The organism is Ferrovum myxofaciens, assembly GCF_000735045.1.
GTDB classification, from domain to species: Bacteria; Pseudomonadota; Gammaproteobacteria; order Burkholderiales; family Ferrovaceae; genus Ferrovum; species Ferrovum myxofaciens.
The window spans coordinates 17,922-38,472 of record NZ_JPOQ01000006.1 but is presented as its reverse complement, the minus strand read 5'-3'; the positions used below and the strand labels follow the sequence as shown (position 1 = coordinate 38,472).

Annotated in this window: 18 protein-coding genes; 12 read left to right on the top strand and 6 right to left on the bottom strand. The window is 53.4% G+C overall.

Features of this window, described 5'->3' with window-relative positions; genetic code table 11:
• The first annotated feature begins 105 nt into the window (after positions 1-105).
• The 3 genes from IV91_RS0101135 to IV91_RS0101125 all read left to right on the top strand — a co-directional run bounded on the left by IV91_RS0101135 (position 106) and on the right by IV91_RS0101125 (position 4,303).
• Positions 106-894, top strand: coding sequence for an AlwI family type II restriction endonuclease (locus IV91_RS0101135; protein WP_084189823.1), 789 nt, complete (start codon positions 106-108; stop codon positions 892-894).
• Positions 895-1,061: 167 nt separating this feature from the next.
• Positions 1,062-2,684: an McrB family protein gene (locus tag IV91_RS16585; protein ID WP_051861806.1), complete on the top strand. Its 1,623-nt coding sequence runs from the start codon at positions 1,062-1,064 to the stop codon at positions 2,682-2,684.
• Positions 2,681-4,303 carry a DUF2357 domain-containing protein gene (locus IV91_RS0101125; protein WP_031595357.1) on the top strand — a complete coding sequence of 541 codons (1,623 nt, stop codon included), beginning with the start codon at positions 2,681-2,683 and terminating at the stop codon, positions 4,301-4,303. Before IV91_RS16585 ends, IV91_RS0101125 begins: the two co-directional genes overlap by 4 nt.
• Before the next feature lie 75 nt (positions 4,304-4,378).
• Here IV91_RS0101125 and IV91_RS0101120 read toward each other — a convergent pair whose 3' ends face one another.
• Genes IV91_RS0101120 through IV91_RS0101105 form a run of 4 tightly spaced genes read right to left on the bottom strand, consistent with a single transcriptional unit; the run spans position 4,379 to position 7,559 of the window.
• Entirely contained in the window at positions 4,379-5,605 is a 1,227-nt protein-coding gene (locus IV91_RS0101120) for a carbon-nitrogen hydrolase family protein (protein WP_031595356.1), read from the bottom strand.
• Entirely contained in the window at positions 5,595-6,191 is a 597-nt protein-coding gene (locus IV91_RS0101115; RefSeq protein WP_031595354.1) for a hypothetical protein, read from the bottom strand. Before IV91_RS0101115 ends, IV91_RS0101120 begins: the two co-directional genes overlap by 11 nt.
• Positions 6,191-6,946 (bottom strand): hypothetical protein, encoded by a 756-nt coding sequence (locus IV91_RS0101110; RefSeq protein ID WP_031595352.1) that lies wholly within the window; start codon positions 6,944-6,946, stop codon positions 6,191-6,193. The genes IV91_RS0101115 and IV91_RS0101110 overlap by 1 nt, the downstream gene beginning before the upstream one ends.
• A gap of 25 nt (positions 6,947-6,971) precedes the next feature.
• The gene (locus IV91_RS0101105) at positions 6,972-7,559 is read right to left on the bottom strand and encodes a hypothetical protein (RefSeq protein WP_031595350.1); all 588 of its coding nucleotides are present in this window, start codon (positions 7,557-7,559) and stop codon (positions 6,972-6,974) included.
• A 403-nt stretch (positions 7,560-7,962) separates the two neighbouring features.
• Here IV91_RS0101105 and IV91_RS0101095 point away from each other — a divergent pair, with 403 nt between their 5' ends.
• The 9 genes from IV91_RS0101095 to IV91_RS0101050 all read left to right on the top strand — a co-directional run bounded on the left by IV91_RS0101095 (position 7,963) and on the right by IV91_RS0101050 (position 18,633).
• Entirely contained in the window at positions 7,963-8,283 is a 321-nt protein-coding gene (locus IV91_RS0101095) for a plasmid mobilization protein (RefSeq protein ID WP_031595347.1), read from the top strand.
• Positions 8,280-10,568 (top strand): TraI/MobA(P) family conjugative relaxase, encoded by a 2,289-nt coding sequence (traI, locus tag IV91_RS0101090; protein ID WP_051861804.1) that lies wholly within the window; start codon positions 8,280-8,282, stop codon positions 10,566-10,568. Before IV91_RS0101095 ends, traI begins: the two co-directional genes overlap by 4 nt.
• Positions 10,569-10,619: 51 nt before the next feature.
• Positions 10,620-11,570 (top strand): P-type conjugative transfer ATPase TrbB, encoded by a 951-nt coding sequence (trbB, locus tag IV91_RS0101085; RefSeq protein WP_031595344.1) that lies wholly within the window; start codon positions 10,620-10,622, stop codon positions 11,568-11,570.
• Positions 11,567-13,834 carry an LPD7 domain-containing protein gene (locus IV91_RS0101080; protein ID WP_051861802.1) on the top strand — a complete coding sequence of 756 codons (2,268 nt, stop codon included), beginning with the start codon at positions 11,567-11,569 and terminating at the stop codon, positions 13,832-13,834. The genes trbB and IV91_RS0101080 overlap by 4 nt, the downstream gene beginning before the upstream one ends.
• Positions 13,835-13,941: 107 nt before the next feature.
• Positions 13,942-14,094: a hypothetical protein gene (locus IV91_RS18300; protein WP_160171506.1), complete on the top strand. Its 153-nt coding sequence runs from the start codon at positions 13,942-13,944 to the stop codon at positions 14,092-14,094.
• The gene (locus IV91_RS0101070; RefSeq protein WP_051861801.1) at positions 14,087-15,358 is read left to right on the top strand and encodes an ArdC family protein; all 1,272 of its coding nucleotides are present in this window, start codon (positions 14,087-14,089) and stop codon (positions 15,356-15,358) included. Before IV91_RS18300 ends, IV91_RS0101070 begins: the two co-directional genes overlap by 8 nt.
• A 13-nt stretch (positions 15,359-15,371) precedes the next feature.
• Positions 15,372-17,342: a type IV secretory system conjugative DNA transfer family protein gene (locus IV91_RS0101065; RefSeq protein ID WP_051861799.1), complete on the top strand. Its 1,971-nt coding sequence runs from the start codon at positions 15,372-15,374 to the stop codon at positions 17,340-17,342.
• A gap of 167 nt (positions 17,343-17,509) precedes the next feature.
• Positions 17,510-18,043: a S26 family signal peptidase gene (locus IV91_RS0101060; protein WP_051861797.1), complete on the top strand. Its 534-nt coding sequence runs from the start codon at positions 17,510-17,512 to the stop codon at positions 18,041-18,043.
• Between the two features lie 392 nt (positions 18,044-18,435).
• On the top strand, positions 18,436-18,633 hold the full coding sequence (locus IV91_RS0101050) for a hypothetical protein (RefSeq protein WP_150112338.1): 198 nt from the start codon (positions 18,436-18,438) through the stop codon (positions 18,631-18,633).
• Positions 18,634-18,736: 103 nt separating this feature from the next.
• On the opposite strand, the gene IV91_RS0101045 is transcribed toward IV91_RS0101050, so the two are convergent.
• Both IV91_RS0101045 and radC read right to left on the bottom strand, forming a co-directional pair.
• Positions 18,737-19,408, bottom strand: coding sequence for a hypothetical protein (locus tag IV91_RS0101045; RefSeq protein ID WP_160171505.1), 672 nt, complete (start codon positions 19,406-19,408; stop codon positions 18,737-18,739).
• Positions 19,409-19,729: 321 nt separating this feature from the next.
• Complete coding sequence (gene radC / locus IV91_RS15565; protein WP_035416940.1) at positions 19,730-20,227, bottom strand: RadC family protein; 498 nt, start codon at positions 20,225-20,227, stop codon at positions 19,730-19,732.
• Positions 20,228-20,551: the final 324 nt, after the last annotated feature.

Sequence of the window (20,551 nt, the reverse complement as noted above, 5' to 3'; positions counted from 1 at the left end):
CAATAATTTCCTCAACACCGCCGTCTTGCGCTCCTCAGAATATCCGCTCATCTCCGTTCACTTTCCGCCCCCAGTCCAAAATTAAATCAACTCGGGTGACGCGACATCTTCCCTGACACCGGGGGCGACGCCGCTGATATTGCCATTGTTCGTCACGAAATTGAACAGTTGCTCTCGGAACGAAACGAGGAAGAATACGCAACCCGGCAAGCGGTGGAGTGGGAAGAAATTGTCGCTTACATGGAACTCATCATTACCAGAAGAGGTAAAAAGATTCTCCCAAATGGCGAGGAAATCGAAGTGCCGCCGACCGAAGCGCCAGCCTATTTCGAGTGGGTCCTATGGCGCGCATTCCTTGCCATCAACAGCTTGGCAAACAAGCCGTATGAGGCAAGGCGCTTTAAGATTGACCAAGATTTTTTGCCCGTTGGCACAGCGCCAGGGAATGGCCCTGACTTGATCTTTGAATTTCATGACTTTGTGATTGTGGTCGAGGTCACATTGACGGACAACTCACGGCAAGAAGCCGCCGAAGGCGAACCAGTGCGCCGCCATGTGGCGGATCTTGTTTCTCACTATGGGGCGCAATCCGGCAAGCCTGTGTATGGGCTATTCATTGCAAATCGCATCGACTCCAACACTGCCGAAACATTCCGAATCGGCGTTTGGTTCACTCGCACGGATGACAAGATGCGGCTAGATATTATCCCGGTGACGCTCGTACAGTTTAAAGATTTCTTTGAAGCCTTGTTCAGGTCTGGTCGTGTTGAAGTTGGTTTGATTCGTGAGATGCTCGATCTGTGCGGCGGCTTGCGGCCAGCACATGAAGCGCCAGCATGGAAGCATGAGATTCAGCAGGTTTTCAATCACCGGATCGCTGTCCTCCTGAACTAAATCTCCGGCTTCCTTATGACATAACGGTTAGAGAAGTATTTGAAATTAAACAAACATTCCCCTTTGTCAGATTCAATGCTGGGAAGCGGTTCGCACAAAATAGGCAAACTGATCAACTTGCGTTTAGAATATGCCTTTCGCAATTATTTTGAAAGGCTGGCTGGAAAATGGCATACGATGCGTTCTACCAGTATTATGAACGTAAGGGTTTCTCCTTCGAGCGAGCGCTACTAACCTCCTACTGTCTTTCCCTTTATACCAAACCTTTTGTGATCCTTTCCGGTATTTCCGGTACAGGCAAGACGAAAATCGCGCAGTTTTTTAATGTTCCTGCTACTCAAGCGCTTCGGAGTGGGGTGGCGGAAATGGTTGCTCCTCCAGAACTACCTGGCAAGTGGATCCTGATGACCGTCACAGCTGGCACGGTAGGCGGCGATGGCAGGTCGAACCTCCAATACAAAGACCTTGATGCTCTGTTAAATCAAGAGGAGATCGCGTCAATTACTCCCAGAATTGAACAGCTTAAGCGTTCTGGCGCGAGTGATAATATCTGCGAACCATTCCCACTCATTATAGAAACCCCGGATGGCGAAGATCTCAAGGCAGAAGCCTATCTACAGCGCGCATCAAATCCTCTTCTACGCATCCGTTTTAAGTCCAAGCGCGGCACCCCTTTCTATGACTCAACCATCTATTTTGCTAAGCATTACGCCGTAGGGACTGTGCTAAAGCTTGAAAAAGTAGGTGACAAACGGCTGCGTATTGTGTCTGTAAATGACGAGGCTGTTATTAACAAGGCAAAGGAAATAGAGGCAAAAGAAAAGAAAGAAGTCAGCAATATCTGTTTTATCTCAATCCGCAGTGATTGGACGGATCCATCAGCAATGTTTGGATATTACAATCTTGTTGACCAAAAATACCACATAACACCATTGGTTGCCTTCATTTTGAAAGCGCAAGAAAATCCAGACATACCATTTTTCCTCATTTTGGACGAAATGAACCTAGCAAAGGTTGAACATTACTTCAGCGACTTCCTCAGCTGTTTGGAAAGCCGCCATGTAGGTGATGATGGTAAGTTGCAACAGGAACCAATCCGGCTTTACACCAGCTCCAGTTGGTCTGATACAAATGACGACTATTTTGATGTTGTACCACCCGAACTATTTATTCCGCCTAATCTCTTTGTCACTGGTACCGTTAATATCGACGAATCTACATATATGTTCAGCCCCAAGGTCCTCGACCGTGCGAACGTGATCGAACTTAACGACGTTGATTTGAATAACTACGATAAAGCCCCCCTGGCTATAGACGCGGACGGAGGCTTTCTTTTAAATGAATTTCCAGCGTTTACCGAATTTATAGTGCCAACAAAGAAGGACTATGCAGCACTTCCTGAAGAAGGAAAAATTTTCCTAAAAAACGTACATGCGATTCTTACAAAACACCAGCTTCAATTCGGTTATCGGGTAATCAACGAGATTTCTCGATATGTACTCAATACGCTTCAATACTGCGAGACAAGCGAAGGTCTGGTTGCTGCTGCACTAGATTTTCAGGTTGTGCAAAAAGTTCTGCCAAAGTTTAGCGGACCACAAAGCAAGTTGGAACTCCCCTTGCGTGAGCTACTGCAATTCCTTACTGGTAGCCCATCAGGGGCAGCAATGGATTTCGATGCAATTATGAACCTTGACCCTGAAGTAGCCCTCTATCCACGCTCTGTCGCCAAACTTCAGCGCATGACCCATAACCTCGCGATCAACGGATTCGCCAATTTCATCGAGTGAACGAGCTACTCATCTTTGAAGACTGTGACTGCACAAAAATTGTAGTTGGCGACGTTCTGTTCGAGGGACATAACTACTACATGCAGTTCTCAACTGCGGATCCGTTGCTGATCGCTACGGAGATCGTAAATGCCGGACTGACGGATTTTGTCGTCTGGCATAGGCTGAACCGCGTTGCCACACTGCAGGTTGTTAATCGGATCGGCCTGATACGATTTTTCGGAAAGGTATTTGACGTTCGCAGCGAAAAATTCCTTGAAGGTATCAACGGAACGCGCCAATTTGAGATCTTGCTAGACGATCTCACAAAAATCTCACGGCATATTGTATTTGATCATTACTCTGCCACGAAGGCATATCGTTCTCATCGCAAGGATGCTCATACTCCGTCGATTTTGGAGCGTTTTAATTTTTACCGTCAATGGTTCTCTGATAGGCCAAAGAGTATTGGAATAGAAACACTGATAAAACGAATACTTAGTGATCCGCACAGCCGTCTAGTCGGAGAGCATATCGACGATTTCATCTGGAATGTGAAACGCCCGACACGGCAGACGATGCAATCAATATTCCGCCATCATCAAAAGTTCTGTGAGCTACCGGCCAGCCATCCTCTCGCTGGCACGCACAGCGCTGGACTGTACTCTTCAGTCACATCGCGCACATATTTCCCGCTACGTGCATCAAAAGTTCGCAGTACCGTCTCTGTCGATACTCCAGAAAACCGTTTTGTTAAACATGTATTGCTCGACATTGAATACGTTTGTATCTCGGTGAAAACCAACGCCAAGTTGCCTACACCCATACTCGACGCCTGCTGCGACTTGCTATCCAAAGTGCGAAGACTGCTGAACCAAGAGTTTTTGCGGCAGATTGCCAAGTTAGATGTCTTTCCTGTGTCTTCACCAACTCTCGCATCACGACATGGCTACCGCGAGCTCTACATGATCTTTCTGCGCAGCCGTCTAGGTGCTCAACACATATTCGAGGATTTTGAACAAGAATCACTATTAATCGATCTCAAAAATGTCGCTCAACTCTATGAATACTGGGTGTTCTACCGCGTAGTGCACAGCTTGTTAGGTAGCGAAGTGCTCGTGCATTCACGCGATATGATTGTTAAGGAAGGCAAACTGGTCAATGCGATTGAAGTTGGCAAGGGGAATATATCGATCGCATTTAACAAGTCATTTAACCGCAAGCCGGGGGAGTCTTACTCACTTACGCTGCGTCCGGATATTTCAGTGCGAATCAATCATGGAAACTGTTGCGATATCTTCGTGCTCGATGCGAAATACAAGAGCGTGGACCGGACGACCATGGATGAAACTGATGATATATCTCTACCAACGCGCGTGGTGAAAACAGCCGACTTGCACAAAATGCATTGTTATATTGATGCGATTGATGGTGTTCGGTCGGCGATAGCGGTGTATCCAGGAACGGAATTTATTTTCTTTCCACGAGAACGAAAGAGGCCTGTCGCATATAGTGCAGAGGATGCAGGTACGGCTGAGGGTGTGGGGGCAGTTCCGCTGATTCCCGGCGAGGAAAGATCCGAGAATGAGTTTGAACAACTAATGTCTGAGATAAAAAAATGGGCTGGCCGTAACACATAAATATTCAGAATAGGTTTGGTATTCAGTATTTTTGGATGATCCACAAAATGGTAATGCTTTCATAATACCGAATGCCTACCTTCGCACAAGATGTAAAGGGAATCCAATATTTTCGCCGAAGAAATTTGGATATTGATTTAAAACGGATGCGTTTTCTGTCCATATTGCCGGCACGTCCATTAATCTGATCCATGCCATGGCTTCAGTCTTTTGAATGTCGGGCGCCGGGTTCCAGTGCTGCGCCCACCAAGTATTGGACGGTAACAGCACGAAGTCAGGATGCTGAATTATTCCAGCAATCCATATCCAGGGCAGTACCTGATCGAAGCAAATGTTTGCCCAAACTCGGTGGCCGCCAATTTCCTGAACTGGTTCAAGCCATACTGCAGCAAAACTCTTGCTGAAACCCGGTCGCCACATGCTGACCGGCATGGGTAGTGCTGCGCGAAAAACTGGATTTGCTTTGGTGTGATACGCACGCGCAATCACCAACGCATCCCAGCGCGCACCGACCGTCTGAGTTTCTGCCCCAAGAATCCACGTTTGTCCGCGCGGCACCGCAGACGCAAACTGGGATCTGGTGCCCGGCCACCAGTCATCCAGTACAGCTTCCGGAAACACCAGGTATTTTGCATGAGCACCCTGAGATTGTGCAGCAGCAATCAATGCGCGGTTGTTGCTGATTTCCTGAAAAACATTCCCATTGCTGGGCGGAATGGATGTTTGTATACCCACCCAGCCTGCCGGCGCTGCCGGAGGAACATAAATAAGGTTGGCAAATACGCTCCACACGGCCAGAACGCCACCCGTGACGTAGGCGCGATAATGCCGGGTATCAGCACGCTGGTTGGCCACAGTTGCTATCCAAGCCATCACCATCAGACAGCCCAAAACGCCAGCCAGTCCTTGGCCAGGAAACAGCCACCCAGCAGCGGTAAGCGGGGACAGCCAGCCAATCAGACCGATGGGCGGAATGGCGTCGAGCAGCACGGCCGCAACAGCGCGAGCCGGTGTGCTGGCGATGACCCATGGCAAAGCAAGCAGCGCCGATGAGGTAATCCAGGCAGCCACCCCGAACCCCAGCGCCTGTGACCCAAAAAAACCGGCCGCAGCCGGTACGATTGAGACCGATCCGGCAAGGAACCAGATAAAAGCGAGCAGCCAGCGCGCGCTTTTTCGTTCGGCCTGGATAATCCCGGCCGGCAACAGCAGCGACAATACCGCAGCACCAGCTGGCCACACATTCCATATGGCGCCGCCGGCGAGCAGCAGGCTGGGCAGCAGCAATTGTTTAATGCGCATGATGCCCGTTAGCCAATTTATTGATGAGCTGCTGGTTCTGCAGATGTAGTTGTTCGATTACCGGTGCCAGTTGATGTTGAGCCCATTCCATGCCCGCCCAGAAGAAAACAACCAGACCAACCCCGGCGATGAGCAGCCACAGCTTGCTGACTGATTCCATGACCGCATCTTTCAGAAGGGACGTGTCCACTTTGATGGAGGCGGTTGGAGGTGGCATGGCCTTGATGAGCGCCGCAGCAATCCTGTCCGTGTCAACGGATGGGCTTGGCTGTGGGCGATCCTTCAGTTCGCGCACCATATCGATCACACCCAACTGTCGCTCGATCCCCTGATGGATTGCCGTGATTTTGGTATCCATGTCTTGCCTGTTGCCGTGCAGCGCTGCCAGGACATCATTCCGCCCGGTTTCGCGCGCCCAACCCCATGCCAGCATGGTGACATGTGCGGCATTGGACGGTTCATCCACCACAAACCCGGCGCGCATGAGGATGGCCAGCAGTGCATCGATCTGTTTTTGTTCGGATGGTGACGGCGATCTTCCGCCCAACACATCCATGAATATCTGTTCCGTGTTGGTGTATGCCATTATTCAGCTCCGCCAATGGCCTCGACCTTGGCCATGGCAGCACTTGAGCGTTGCAGCCAGGATTCCAGCGCCAGGCGATAGCCGAACGGCAGGGATTTGCCATTAATACCGGATTGCAGGACTTCATGGAACGGCCGCCGACCGATCATGACGGTGAGCTGGTCATTGAGTTCCGGCAGTTCGGATTCAATCCAGCTGCCGCCATCGACGAGCTGCGCACGCAGTTCATCGACAGCCCAAAGGGCGAATTTGTCTGTGGCACCGAAAAACAGGTTTTTGATAACCATGCCGGATTCGTAGCGCGCCGGCATGTTGCGCAGCCGGTAATTCAGCGCGCGCAGGCTTTCCTGTGTGCGGCTCAACATCCAGACAGGGATTGCATTGGCTTCGCGAAGCACCTCCGAGACGATGTGGATGGATCCGTCAAACGCCCGCGTGCCGATCTGAGCCGGCATGTTGATGATGATGCGGTAATCTGACTTTTCTGCGGCGGCCGCAATAGCCGCCACGCGCGTGCCCAGATCGATCCAGCCGTTTTCGGTGGAAAGGTCGATCAGGGCTGTGGCCATGATGCCCGAACCGGCTTCCAGCCCGCCTTCGCCGCAGACATCCGGATTCGACAGATCCGCGTCGTATACGATGACGCGCGGTCGCGCCTCATTGGGCTGGGTGATGTAGTGATGCACAAGCGCGCGTGCGGCGAGACTCTTGCCGACGCCGCCTTTGTCGCCATCGATGATGAAAGTTTTAAGCATGGTGATTCTCCTTCAGCATTAAAAATCAGGTTTTGTGTTCGCCAATAAATTTGTGCCTGGCTTCGGGCGGGCCTTCGATTTCCTTGCGCAGCCGGTAGTCTTCGTCAGATTCGTCAGCGCGTTTGTCTGAGCCATCTGCCCAGGCAGGCAGGTCAAGATTGGTGCAAGCTGTGTTTGTTTTTGTTGGCGCAGCCGAACCAGATTGAGGTTTGAATTCCTTTTCTTTGCGTGTTTCGGTCCCCGTTTGGGGCGCGTTATTTTTGGCAGAAGCTGCAGTGTCATCTGCTGCTGTTGATGGCTGGGAAGAAACGTGCAATCTTTTGCGACTTCCGATTGCCCTTAATGCATACCGTAAATCATCGACCGGGATGGATGGCAACGCCTCAATCAGTTGCGACAAAACTTCCTGCGTGTTTGTACCTTCTTCAAAAAGTTGATGAATGGTGGCTTCCAGTCCGCGCACACAGCGCACCGCGAATTCTCTGGTTGAAGATGATCTCTTTGCGCCGCGTTTTGCTTTGAGCATCTGTAACAATTTTGTTGATGCGGTAACCTGCAATTCCTCAGCCGCAGTTGGATCGAACTTGCTTGGTGGAACGGTTGGCTTGGCCATGGTGATTCCTTGTTAATACGGCGAACATATATCTATTCAGCAAAGTGTCCACTTTTCGTGCTGTTGTTTGCATTGAAAAGTCGCCTAACTGATTGCTGTTAGGTTCGATGCGATGAGTAGTGAATCAAATGATGCTAGGCATGCGACAAGGGAACCGCGGAGAATGCCTCGGTTTCATTGATGTCGGGTGTCGGGCGGAGCCTGACCAAGTGGTAATGTTTCCCATGCAGAAACGCCGCAGGCGTGTATGCATTTGGGACACATTACCTTACCTTGCACGGATTTTGACCCTTCAGTTTTTGTGGAATTTTTTGCATGAATTTTGCAGAAATTCTTGAAATGTAATTGCAGAGTCGTTTCGGTCAAAAATTTTGCAAAAGTGGACACTTTGCTGAATAGATGTATGGGCACGAAACCACAACGCAAAATCATCCAAATCAAAGCGCGCATCACTGAAGCGCAGCATGCCGACTTGCAGAAGCAGGCGCAGCATGCTGGCATGAACATTTCTGAACTGATTCGACAACGAATCATGAACAAGCCGGTGATATCCAGTGCAGATGAAGGTGCAGCAAAGAGCATCGACAAGGTGGGTCGCATGCTCAAACATTACTACCCGAAGGACAAAGGCTGGGCAAGCGCAGAAGACCGGCGGAAATGGTGGCGATTGGTTGAGGAGTTGCGGCAGATTGCGCGCAACATCCAGAGTGGAAGCAAGTCGTGATCGCAAAGGTCATCACGCTGAAACACAGTAGCGGCAGTAAAGGCTTCGATCCGGTGCTGCGATATATCATGCGCGCGGATCCTGAATGTGGGTTGGCTGAAGATGTTCGGATCGAAGCCGGGCACTTCAATGTTGCCGACGATGAATTGTATTTTGGCCACGAAGACGAACGTGCGGCCTACGCAGACGATCTGGCGTGTGAGTTCAACTACGTTGACTCGATGTGTCGCAAGCAAACCCGGTTCAATGGCAACCCGGTGTATCACGTTGCGATCAACTGGCAGGAAGACGAACACCCGACACCGGAACAAGCTGAGCATGCCAGCAAATACATCATGCAGGCACTGGGATATGCCGATCATCAGGCGGCTTGGGCAATTCACCGCGATACCGACAACGATCATGTGCATCTGGTCATTAACCGGGTGCATCCTTTAGCACTGAAAGCGATCAGCCCGCCGTTCAAGAAGGATTACGTCATTCTCGACCGGTGCATGCGTGAACTGGAAATCGAGTTTGGCCACAAACGCGCCAACGGGCCATACATCACGCTGGACACCAATGATGGCCCAAAGATTGTGCGCATGAGTCGGGCGGAGCGACGCGAGCGCGGGCTGTTGAAAGAAGATGATTCGCCACGGCTGACACGCGGGGCTGCGGCAGCAGAGTATCGTTTTGGCACCGATTCATTTCAATCCTGGGTAGCTAAAAACCCGGCGCACGCACTTAAACAAACACTCGGTAAGCAGAGTGCCACCTGGCAGGACGTACACATGGCCATGGCACAGCATGGCGTCGCCATTCAGCTTAAAGGCTCAGGCATGATCGTCACCACCATACTGGATGACGGGCGCGTGCTGGCGGCCAAGGCATCCCAGCTGGGACGCTGGGCAAGCCGGGCAGAACTGGAAAAAACCCTTGGCGCTTATGAACCGCCGGCGACAACACCGGCCGCCGCACCCAATATCTATCAACGTCAGATGGTGGAACAACAACGCAAAGAAGTCCCGGAAAAAGCCCATGAAGCATTCCATGCTTCCCGTGCCCGGGATCCGGATGAACGCGCGATTCGCCGCCAGGCACGCGCGGATGCGCGGCAGGATCTGGCCGACCGGTTCAAGACTGATCAGGAATCCATCCGGACAACCAAACCAGAACAACGCCAGGCATTACGGGAACGTCATGACCAGGAGCGCAAAGTCTTGATGGCGCAGCAGCGCCTGATGCGCGGCGAAGCCAAAGCAGAGGCGCGCAAGAACGGAAAGAGTCCGGAACTTGCCTTGTCGATCTGGGCGTATCAGACCGCCATGCAACGAGAAGAACTGCAAAAGCGTCAGGCCTCCGAGCGTAAGTCACTTACGGCGAAATTGCCACGAGCCGAAGTCTGGCGCACCTGGTTGGAAAAACAGGCTCAGCAAGGCGATGAAGCCGCGCTTGCCGCACTGCGCGGCATCCGTCACCGGGAACAGCGCGCAAAGAACAAACAGATCGACGGCATCGAGGGCGAAGAAGTGGATCCGTTGCGTCGCCGCACGTTGGCAGGACTGGATGCGCAGATCGACCAGCGCCGGCAGCTGGTGATTTATCGCGGACAGGATGGACGGGAGAAATTCACCGACACCGGGCCACGCATCGTCATGCACGACAAGGCTGACGATAGCTTGGAAGCGGCATTGCGGCTAGCTGCGCAGAAATACGGTGGCAAGGTGGACATCACTGGCAGCAGTGATTTCCGGGAGCGTGCCGCGCGGCAGGCCGTGCGGCTGGGAATCAAGGTTACCAATACGGATTTGCAGGCAGTGGTGGCGGATGAGCAGGCAAAACGACAAGCAAGTCAATTCAATGGAAAGGACTATCAGAATGAGCGACCCAATTACGAACGCATCAAGCCCGAACGAACCCGTAGAGGACAACGAGCCGCCGCTGTATATCAGTCCGGTCTTGCTCATGATGGAAGCGAAACACCGCCCGAATCCCTCGCCAGCGTGCGAAACCTGTCCGGCATCCGTGTGGTTCATCACGAGAGAGCTCAAGTGTTTCTGCAGTCAAATGCACCTGATCGTGTGGGATCAGAAAGAGCCGCCGATCCTGAAATGCGACGGCCGGGAGCTGGCGCTGCTGAAAATAGCGCAGGAACCGGAATAGTCGCCGATGTTTCCACAAAATCTGTGGACAACTCCGCAACAGTTCCAGATAAAACCATGAATAAAGAATTGTCTGATGCCTTGCCGAAGAAACAGGCAAAGCGCCCGGAAAAACGCAAGGACGCTGATCTTGGGCGTTAAAAGTGGACACTTTGCAGAATAGATGTATGAGCTTTTATTCCTGAGAAACCCATGACATCTGCCAACCTTACACATGCCCGGCAAAGCGAAGCCCTACGCCGCGCGATGGGTGCCGAAATCCTCGAACCACTGCGCGATCCGCAAGTGGTCGAGGTGATGCTGAACCCGGACGGAACGTTATGGGTGGATCGGCTGGGCACCGGCATGCAATGCACCGGCACCATCGATCCGGTGCGCGCATTGACCATCGTCAACACCGTTGCCGCGATGCTGGAAACCGTGGTGACACCCGAACATCCGATTCTGGAATGCGAATTGCCGTTGGATGGATCCCGGTTCGAGGCGCTGATACCACCGCTGGTCGAGCGCGCCAGCTTTGCCTTGCGCAAAAAGGCCATGCTGGTGTTCACGCTCGACGATTATGTCACACAAGGCATCATGACCGACGATCAGCGCCAGGCAATTGAATCAGCGGTTACCGGTCGCAGGAATGTGCTGGTGTGCGGCGGTACCGGCACCGGCAAAACCACGCTGGCCAACGCGATTCTGGATTGCGTGGCCAAGGTGGATACCGAACACCGCATCGTGGTGATCGAGGACACGCGTGAACTGCAGGTGAATGCCAAAAACGTGGTGTTCCTGCGCACCAGCGACAACACCGACATGACGCGTCTCTTGCGCGCCACGATGCGCCTGCGCCCCGACCGGATCGTCGTCGGCGAAGTGCGCGACGGCAGCGCGCTGGCATTGCTCAAAGCCTGGAATACCGGCCACCCTGGCGGTGTTGGAACCGTGCACGCAAATGACGCCAGCGCGGCTCTTATCCGTGTCGGGCAACTGATCCAGGAAGCGGGCGTGCCGCCCAGCCCGGAACTCATCGCCGAAGCCATTAATGTGGTGGTGTCGATCAAGCGCACGGTCACCGGTCGCAGGGTGGAAGAAGTTGCCGTGGTGCACGGATGGTCGGCCAGCGGCGGCTTCCACGTCGAGCGCCGCGCATGACCGGGAAATTTATCGAGTTTGCCCGCTTGCAGGGCGTAACGATTGACCCTGCCAGACTGGTGGCAGATGGCCGGATACACCGGGCTGATGTGGGCGAATCCGCATCCGGCAAGGGAGACGCCAGCTTCCTGCTGCGCGAAAACGGCACCGGATGGGTGCTGAACTTCAAGGGAGCTGGCTACCCAGTGCATTTCCGACCGGAACAGGCGCGCGATCCCACACCTGAAGAACTGGCAAAAACCGAAGTCGACCGGCAAGCCTTTCGCGCAGAACAGGTCGAGCGGCAGCGCAATGCCATTACTGAATCTGTAGAGCTGTGGAACCGCGCCCGAGACGGGGGTGAATTTCCGTATCTCAAAAATCCTGACATGCACGCTTGTGGCCTGCGCCAGGCAGGTGGACGGTTGTTGACGCCGATGATGGCGATGGGTGCTGACGGCGATGTGGCCTGGGTCGGCATGCAGCGCATTGCCTGGGCAGAACCCGGTCAGTCAGCAGACAAGCGGTTTATATCCGGCACGCCAACCAAAGGCGCGTTTGCAGTGATTCCGATTCTTGGTACGGATGAAGAAGCGCCGCTCAGGGCATTCGATGCCGCCAAGGCCGCAAAGCAGGTGGTGCTGTGCGAAGGCATCGGCACGGCGCTGGCCATCCATCACGCAACCGGCCTGCGGGTCATCGCGGCCATGTCCGCGCAGAACCTGCCGGAGGTGGCGCGCAGCCTGCGCGACCACCTGCAGGGCGGGGTGCTGATCTATGCAGATAACGATGGAGAAAAAGCGGCGCGCAAGGGGCAAATCTGCGCATTGCAGGCAGCCAGGATTCTGGGAGCGCAGACGCGCATAGCACTTCCTGAAAAGCCGGGTGGCGGTACGCCATCCGGCTATGACGCGCGCGACCAGCTGCGTGATAGCGGCGTGCAGGAAATTATCAGAACGACAGATGAGGCTGTGGAGGCCATCGCTTTTGAGCAAAAGCATTCATTTCAGAGGGGCGAACAACCCGATTATCAACCCAAGGAGACTGGCATGGAACCGAACATCGAAACCACGGAAACGCGATTGCTGCGCGAATGGCGCAAGCAGGCCGATCCGGTGCGCGATCAGCGCAGCGAGGCACAGGCAGCGCTTGCCGCAACGCATCACGAGCAGCAAAAGACATTTCTCGATTCACTGGAACAGCGGCGCATTGAGCATGCAGCCGAGCTGGCCAAGAGCCATCCGGAAATGGTTCAGGAGCACAAGGATTCATTGATGTCTCTGGACATTGCCAAGCGTGCAGAGCAATTGCAGAAACAGCAGGCAGCCGAGCGCAAAACCTTGTTGTCCGGCCTGCCGGAAGTGCCGACTTGCCTGAACTTTCTGGAACAAAAGGCCGGTCAGGATGCTGAAGCTGCGAAGCTGCTGGAGATTGAGCGCACCCGCAGCGGTCAGGAGATGAGCATCAAAGGCCAGCGCATTGCGCAACTTGATCCCATGGTGCTGGAGGGGCTGACCCATGAAATTGAAACCAGCAACAAAGACGCTGCATCGCAGGCGGTTCATTACGCGCGTGATGGCGAGCGCGTGATGACCGATCGCGGCGAACGTCTGGATGTGTACCGTATGGACGACCGCGAGATCGAGGCCGCTTTGCGGCTGGCCGAACAGAAATACGATATGCAAAAGGGACTGGTATTGACCGGCAGCCGCGAGTTCCAGGAGCGCGCGGCGGAGATTGCCGGGCGCCTGAATCTCAAGGTCCAGAACACCGACCTGCAGGTCAGCTGGCAAAAAGGCCAGGGTATGGCAAATGACATGGGTGCCGGAGCAGCGCCCACGCCACCCGCTGGCGGAATAGAACAGGCGCAGGAAGCCGTGCCGAAAGTGCAATCTGTCGATCACCCCATCGACCACAAATATCTGGGGGCTGAATATGTGCTGGCGCGCCTGGATATGTCTGGCCGCGAAGCCTTGCTGGCGGCGGGTGCTGGCAAGCCGTTGTCCGATCAGCAGCGTGAGCTGTTGAGCGGCGGTGAGTACCCATCCTTGATCGACGAGCATGGCCGGTTAAATGAGGATGGCGTGAATGTGCAGAACCGCATGACTGCCGACATGGAAGAAGACCGGCAACTTCAGCAACAGCTGCGCACCCGGAATATTGATGAAACGCTTGAAAAGAAGGAGGTGCATGTTGAGCATGCTGGTGAAGCCAGACAGGAGCATGCAGCGACGAGCAAACCTGAAGTCAGGAAGCGTGACCAGGATCAAGCAATGGGCATGTAACAACGGAAAGCGCTCGTTTGATGGGTGAATGCCGGGGTGCTGGAACGGTATTGCAGGGTGGAAAATTGAAGCGTTTTGTGTGTTTTTGGGTGATTTAAGGAGGTTGTATGGAAAATTCGATATCGGAAGTGGTGGACGGCAGTGAATTTGCCGAAACGGCTTATGACATGAGCCAGGCGCAGGCTGAAAAGGAATTCGGCGCGGAGTTTGAAACAGACGCCGAAGAAATGAACGGGCTGGAAGGGGTGGATCATGACTGAACAAACCCAGCCACAGACCGAGACGCAGACTCAAACTCAAGGCAAGCGCGATCTTCGGCAGGAAATCACCGACCGGTTCGTTGCCGCACTGGAACAAAACAAGATCCCATGGGAAAAGCCATGGGAATCCATCGGGCATAACGGGTTACCCAAGAACCTGGTATCGGATCGTGCATACGGCGGCGGCAACCGGCTGATTCTCATGTTTGAACAAATGGAGCGTGGATATACCGATTCACGTTTTGCCACATTCAAGCAGATCGGTGACATGGGCGGGAAAGTCGAGAAGGGCGAAAAGGGAACGGCAATCGAGCTGTGGAAAATTCAGGAGTTCTGGGAACGTCCGGATGTGAAGATTACGCTTGCAGGCAAACCAGTTAAAGTGCTGGATGAAGGCCGTGGCGTGGTCAACATTGCCGGCGCGGCTGACAAAAAACCCTACGGACAGGTGAAGCCCGGCGATCTGGTTGTACAGCACCAGGGCAAATCCATGTCTTGGGCGATAGCGCATGAGGAGTTGGTTCGGGCAGTCGCCAAAACCTATGTGGTCTTTAATGTCGAGCAATGCTCCGGCCTGAAACTCGACCCGATGCCAGAAATCCCGCGCCTGCCGGTGGATGAGCGCGGTGAGCATCTGATGCAGGTGATGGCCAAGGACGGCGTGGGGTTCAAACAACATGCGGAAGCTTTCTATTCGCCGAGCAAGGATGAAATCTATCTGCCGGCGCGCGATGCATTCAAGACACCGGAAGGCTATTACGGCACCGCCCTGCATGAAATCGGCCACGCTACTGGCGCTGAGCAGCGATTGAAGCGCGACGGCATCACCGGTGCCCACAAGTTCGGCTCAGAAGGTTACGCCAAGGAAGAACTGCGCGCCGAATTGTTCAGCACGTTTATGGCTGCACAGACCGGCATCCCGCACGATGAAGAGCAGCACAAAGCCTATGTTCAGTCGTGGGCAAAAGTGCTCAAGGAAGACAAGAACGAGATTTTCCGGGCGGCGGCTGAGGCCGGCAAGGCGGTCGATTATGTGCTGGACAAGGAACGCGAGCTGCAGGCCGAAAAGCAGCAAACCGCTGAACATCAAGCCGCACCTAATGACAGACCGGCCAGTGTCAGCACTGAAAATCAGGCGCTTGCCGAACGGGTGGAAGATGAACCCAAACCCGCGCCAGACCTGCCTGATGGAGACAAAGCATCAGGTAAGGTAGCGCAAAGAAAATCGCGTAGAAGTACAGGCGATGCGGAAGTGAGCCGGTAAAGGGAGCAGGATCATGGCAGAAGCTGAACACGTATATCACATCCCGAAAGCGCAGAAGGACATTACCCGGTTCATCTGGGTGGGGCTGGGCGCGTTTGTCATGATCATGCTGCTGTCCACATGGACCGCCACGGAATATGCCGCGTGGGCGCTGGGCTATGTCTCGGCGCTGGGCGCGCCCATGGCGGAACACGTGTATTTCCCGTTCGACATCCTGATCTGGACGTGGAAATACAACAGCCCCAGCTATGGAATGGATGTCATGACGATCTTTGCCCATGCGCACCTGATCATGGGCATAGGCGGGTTCTTCTCGCTGGTCATCCCGGTTGCGATGGCGTACCGCCGTTCCCGCAAGGCCGACGCCGAGCGCAACGACCTGCACGGCTCCGCGCACTGGGCAAGCGCTGAAGAGGTGGAAGCTGCAGGAGTCCTGCCCGACGAAAAAAACCGGGGTGGGGTGCTGTTCGGCGCTTTTGAAGACAAGAAAGGGCTGCGTTACCTGCGCCACAAAGGACCGGAACACATGATGGTGTTCGCACCCACCCGATCCGGCAAGGGCGTGGGGATTGTCATTCCCACGCTGTTGAACTGGGATCAGTCGGTGCTGGTGCTGGACATCAAAGGCGAGAACTGGGCATTGACCAGCGGATACCGCCAGCAGGTATTGAAACAGCGGGCGCTCAAATTTGATCCAACCAGCGTGGATTCCGCGCGCTTCAATCCCTTGCAGGAAATCCGCATCGACGGCAATCTGGTCAAGGATGTGCAGAACATCGCCACCATGATCGTGGATCCCAACGGCGAGGGGCTGAAAGACCACTGGGCAAAAACCGGTTTCGATTTGATGACCGGCGTGGTGCTGTTTGTGCTGCTGTGCGAGCCGCCCAAAGGCAAAACACACGTTGACCGTTGCATTGCGATGGTGCTGGGCATTCTGTCAGATGGCGGAATATTTCGGGCGGACGCGCAAAGTGCTGCCAGCGCGGCGGCACAGGAAGGCGGTAAAGACGGCGACGTGGTGGAAGGCGCCCGTGCCGTTCTGAGTTACATCCGCGACATTGCGCATGCCTGGCTGGAAAAAGTGGAGCAGGGCGAGCGCATCGCCCCGCAACCTGTCGAACACGATGCGCGCCTGGCGGGCTGGATGGCGGTGGCGCAATCCATGCAGTCATGGCTCAACAAACCGACCAACGAGGCGGGCAGCGTGCTATCGACCGCCCTGTCATTCTTGTCCCTGTACCGCGATCCCGTGGTCGCTGAAAACACCCGGGTATCGGACTTCTCGATTGAAAGCCTGATGGGCGGCAACAACCCGGATGGCCAGCCCGTACAAGAGAAAACCTCGTTGTATCTGGTGGTGCCGCCATCTGATAAAGACCGGCTGAAACCGCTGTTGCGGCTGGTGATCAGCCAGGTGGTGCGCCGGCTGACCGAAGGCATGGAATTCGATGCCAAGGGTGCCAGCAAAAGTCGGTTCCCACACCGGTTGCTTCTGCTGATTGATGAATTTCCGAGTCTTGGAAAACTGGAAATCTTCCAGGAAGCGCTGGCCTTCATCGCCGGCTATGGCCTGAAAGCCTTGCTGATCGTGCAAGACTTGACCCAGCTCAATGCCGCCTATACCAGGGATGAATCGATCGTGAGCAACTGCCACATCCGCATCGCCTATGCGCCCAACAAGATCGAAACCGCAAAATCGTTATCCGACATGTGCGGTATCAGTACCGTGGAACACACCCAGCGCCAGTATTCCGGCAACCGCATGGCGATGCTGCTGCAAAACGTCAACACCAATGAGCAAATCGTGCAGCGGCCGCTGCTCACCGCAGACGAGTGCATGCGCCTGCCACCAGACGACGAAATGGTGTTCGTGGCCGGATTTGCGCCGATTTACTGCAAGAAGATCAAATACTATCAGGATGCGGCGCTGGCGGAACGTATCAAGCTGGGAGCAGCATCAACAACCGGGAGAGGGGTATGAGTGAATCTCGTTTGAAAACGAAGCCAAAAAAACCGACGGATATTGAAATATCTTCCGGAAAAAACTTTTTTGGCCATGTCCTGATAGGCGTCATATGGGTCATATTTGTGTGCTACATCCTTAGCTTGACCCTTTAACAGATCGTTAAACAGTGGAGATTTGTGGTCATGGTAATTCATTGGGAACGGCTTATTGTGCCTCTGTTGTCGATGGGTTTGATCATCGCATCGGCGCAAGTTGCATACCTGAGCGGCTGGCGGATCAACCTGACCGAAAGCGAACCGCTGGGCATTTATCAGCTCGAACCGGTGCATGGAAAGGTCAATCGAGGCGCGCTGGTGGAATTCTGCCCGCCGGTGTTCGTCACTCCGGAAAGATTCCCGTTCTACATGCGAGGCACCTGTCCGGGCGGTGGCATGCCCATGTTCAAAACAGTGGCCGGTATACCCGGTGACCGGGTGCGCGTGAACATGGATGGTGTCTGGATCAATGGCCAGCGGCTGCGGTTCAGTCAGCAAGTGGCGGGATCGATCAAATTCCCGAAGGTTCGTCTGCCGCACCAGCAGGGAGATTTTGTGCTGGGCAAGGATGAATACTGGATTTACGGTAGCGGGGCAAGCCCCGGACTCGCTGCGCAGAGTTTTGACAGTCGGTACTGGGGTACGGTGACAAGGTCGATGATTTATGGTTCAGCAGTATAATATTAAAGGGGTATCCGGAATCTGTGATTGATATTTACTAAAAAGAAAGGAAATTCATGGGAATTATTAAGGAGAATGCAATACGTTTTTGGACTGTTGCCTTTGCGTTCAAAGCTGCTCTAGTTATTGCCGCGATGTCCCTATTCGTTTGGTTTTTTGCATCCGAAATCTGGGATGTCGTCCCCTTATCCAGTTCCGCAATACAGCCACTATCCGCGTGCGAAAGGCAATCGTTGCTAGATATCGCGTCGACTGAAAGGCAATCGTTGCTAGCTATCACACCAACCAAAGAAACCCGGCTGACTTATGGCGACCTAGCACACGCGGATGCCCAATGTGCACGAAAAGCACAGCTTGCCGCGATCAGCGGCATAACGCGATAGGGGTGGCCCATGATTTCAACAAATTGGATGAATTTGCTGGCTGCCACGTTGCTGGTGCTGTTATTGCTGCTCGCAAAATTTTCGCCTCCGAAGCCAAATAGTGAGCAGCAAGAGTCGTTTCGCAACCTGAGAATCAGGGTGATTATTGCTGTACTGACCATTATCGATATGGCGTTTTTATTATGGGCTATGTTTGATCGCGGCTAAATAACGTTATGCAAAATCAATCATGGATTCCGGATACCCTATTAAAGTAAAGATTGCAAGCCGTGAATGATAATCTGCTTTATGCCGAGAATATCACTCCGAGTCATACGCTACTGGTTGTTGCGACATTATCATCTGCTGCTGCGTACCATACTTCTGCTGGAGCGCTGCGCTCTCTAAAGCGACACAGTATGTACCGCGGTTTGTCTCGATTGCTCATCAGGTGCGATTCCATCAGCCGGAAAATCTTGTTACCAAAATTGATGATTGTTTGGCGATCCACTGCAAGACACTCCGGTGTCAGGTTGTAGGCGTATTTTTCGGGCGACCCGCGGTGGAGTTTGTCACCACAGATACCGTTCAGTTTCTTTAGGTCATCTTTTGTAAGGTACGGGACGTGAATTTCATCTAATTGGACTCTGTTTTCTGTGACAGTTATCGTCTGTGGTTTCGGGTAAAAGTCTTGATGCAGCTTGTCGAGTGACTTCATCAGCATATCCGCAGACCACTCCTTTTGAAACTTTGGGGACTGTAATTCTTTAATATATGCATGTGCGATAACACAAGCATAGGCGATGCATTCACAGATGAAGCGAAACTGTAGAAAACAGAACTCATGTGCCAACGATCCGGAAAGTGCGGTACGACCACTCAACACATCTTCAATTGCATAAAGCCGTTCTTTGATCTCTTGCATCATGTCTGTGTACTTAGGGTCTTGGTTCACCGCGACTTTCTCCTTTGTTTGACGCAGTATCGCATAATGCTCACTCATTGGTAACGTAGCAGGCCACTTTGGGTCGTTATGCGGCATCTCATCAAATGACTGGGGTTATCTTTCCAACAAAAAACTGTTTCCATCAAAGAGCGGTATATGTCTTTTTTGTCTATGCTATGCAGCCAAATAAGATTATTTTGGTTCAAATAAGGCAATTCATATGGGGACGCAAATTTCAGTCCAGCCAAAAATTCCTCTGGTGAGCATGGAGTTAAATTGAAGTCCTTGCACCATTTCAGATAATCTGGGACATTAAAATCAACATTTGATTTCATGTTGTGCTCGAAACTTTCATTATCCAAACCCCTTCCTTGTGAATCAAATCAAACCCCGCTCGGCAAAAGATAGCACGTCCGTACCTGCCACAATAAAATGATCCAGTACGCGCACGTCCACCAGCGCCAGCGCGCCTTTAAGAGCGTCTGTCAGACTTTGATCGGCGCGGCTCGGTTCAGCCACGCCTGACGGATGATTGTGCGCCAGAAGCACGGCGGCGGCGTTATGAGCGAGCGCAGCTTTCACCACCTCACGCGGGTAAACGCTGGCCTGATTCAAGGTGCCACGGAACATTTCCTCAAACCCGATTACCCTGTGCTGGTTGTCCAGAAACATGATGCAAAACACCTCATACTCCAGCCCGGACAACCTGAGACGCAAATAATCACGCACGGCCTGTGGAGAACTCATGGCGTCCCCAACAACCCGGATTCGCTTGTCCAGTATTGCCAACGCCCGCGCAATGATGGCGTCATCCGACCCTGTCGCAGCATAGGTTAAATCTGATTCAAATTCAATTTTCAGCTGATTGGTTTTCATGGTCTTGGCTCCGCAGTCGGTTAAAAAGTGATGCTCTCGACCTGAAGCCTTCTTCGCTCCGCCCTGGGGCGGCGGGGGTGGGGAAAGCCGTTTGCGTAGGAATGACAAAACCGGGATTTCTCCCGACTTGCAGTGATGCCCACGATCAGTCCCCCTTCACCTACGGATTAGGGGCGCCGATCCAGTGGGCTTGCATGTCGGGAAGCCGGTTGGAACGGAGCGTTTAAACGGCGTAGCGGATGTGGCTTTTCAGGCTGTCGGCCAGCAGACCGAATGCCAGCCTTGTGCTGGCGTGATGGGTGCGAGGAGTTTTTTCATCAAAAA

Excerpts from the sequence above, each read along its gene's own strand:
- IV91_RS0101045 (WP_160171505.1), bottom strand. The coding sequence starts at position 19,408 with ATGAGTGAGCATTATGCGATACTGCGTCAAACAAAGGAGAAAGTCGCG.
- IV91_RS16585 (WP_051861806.1), top strand. The coding sequence starts at position 1,062 with ATGGCATACGATGCGTTCTACCAGTATTATGAACGTAAGGGTTTCTCC.
- IV91_RS0101105 (WP_031595350.1), bottom strand. The coding sequence starts at position 7,559 with ATGGCCAAGCCAACCGTTCCACCAAGCAAGTTCGATCCAACTGCGGCT.
- IV91_RS0101115 (WP_031595354.1), bottom strand. The coding sequence starts at position 6,191 with ATGGCATACACCAACACGGAACAGATATTCATGGATGTGTTGGGCGGA.
- IV91_RS0101080 (WP_051861802.1), top strand. The coding sequence starts at position 11,567 with ATGACCGGGAAATTTATCGAGTTTGCCCGCTTGCAGGGCGTAACGATT.
- IV91_RS0101095 (WP_031595347.1), top strand. The coding sequence starts at position 7,963 with ATGGGCACGAAACCACAACGCAAAATCATCCAAATCAAAGCGCGCATC.
- IV91_RS0101120 (WP_031595356.1), bottom strand. The coding sequence starts at position 5,605 with ATGCGCATTAAACAATTGCTGCTGCCCAGCCTGCTGCTCGCCGGCGGC.
- trbB (WP_031595344.1), top strand. The coding sequence starts at position 10,620 with ATGACATCTGCCAACCTTACACATGCCCGGCAAAGCGAAGCCCTACGC.
- IV91_RS0101050 (WP_150112338.1), top strand. The coding sequence starts at position 18,436 with ATGATTTCAACAAATTGGATGAATTTGCTGGCTGCCACGTTGCTGGTG.
- IV91_RS0101110 (WP_031595352.1), bottom strand. The coding sequence starts at position 6,946 with ATGCTTAAAACTTTCATCATCGATGGCGACAAAGGCGGCGTCGGCAAG.
- radC (WP_035416940.1), bottom strand. The coding sequence starts at position 20,227 with ATGAAAACCAATCAGCTGAAAATTGAATTTGAATCAGATTTAACCTAT.
- IV91_RS18300 (WP_160171506.1), top strand. The coding sequence starts at position 13,942 with ATGGAAAATTCGATATCGGAAGTGGTGGACGGCAGTGAATTTGCCGAA.
- IV91_RS0101065 (WP_051861799.1), top strand. The coding sequence starts at position 15,372 with ATGGCAGAAGCTGAACACGTATATCACATCCCGAAAGCGCAGAAGGAC.
- IV91_RS0101060 (WP_051861797.1), top strand. The coding sequence starts at position 17,510 with ATGGTAATTCATTGGGAACGGCTTATTGTGCCTCTGTTGTCGATGGGT.
- IV91_RS0101070 (WP_051861801.1), top strand. The coding sequence starts at position 14,087 with ATGACTGAACAAACCCAGCCACAGACCGAGACGCAGACTCAAACTCAA.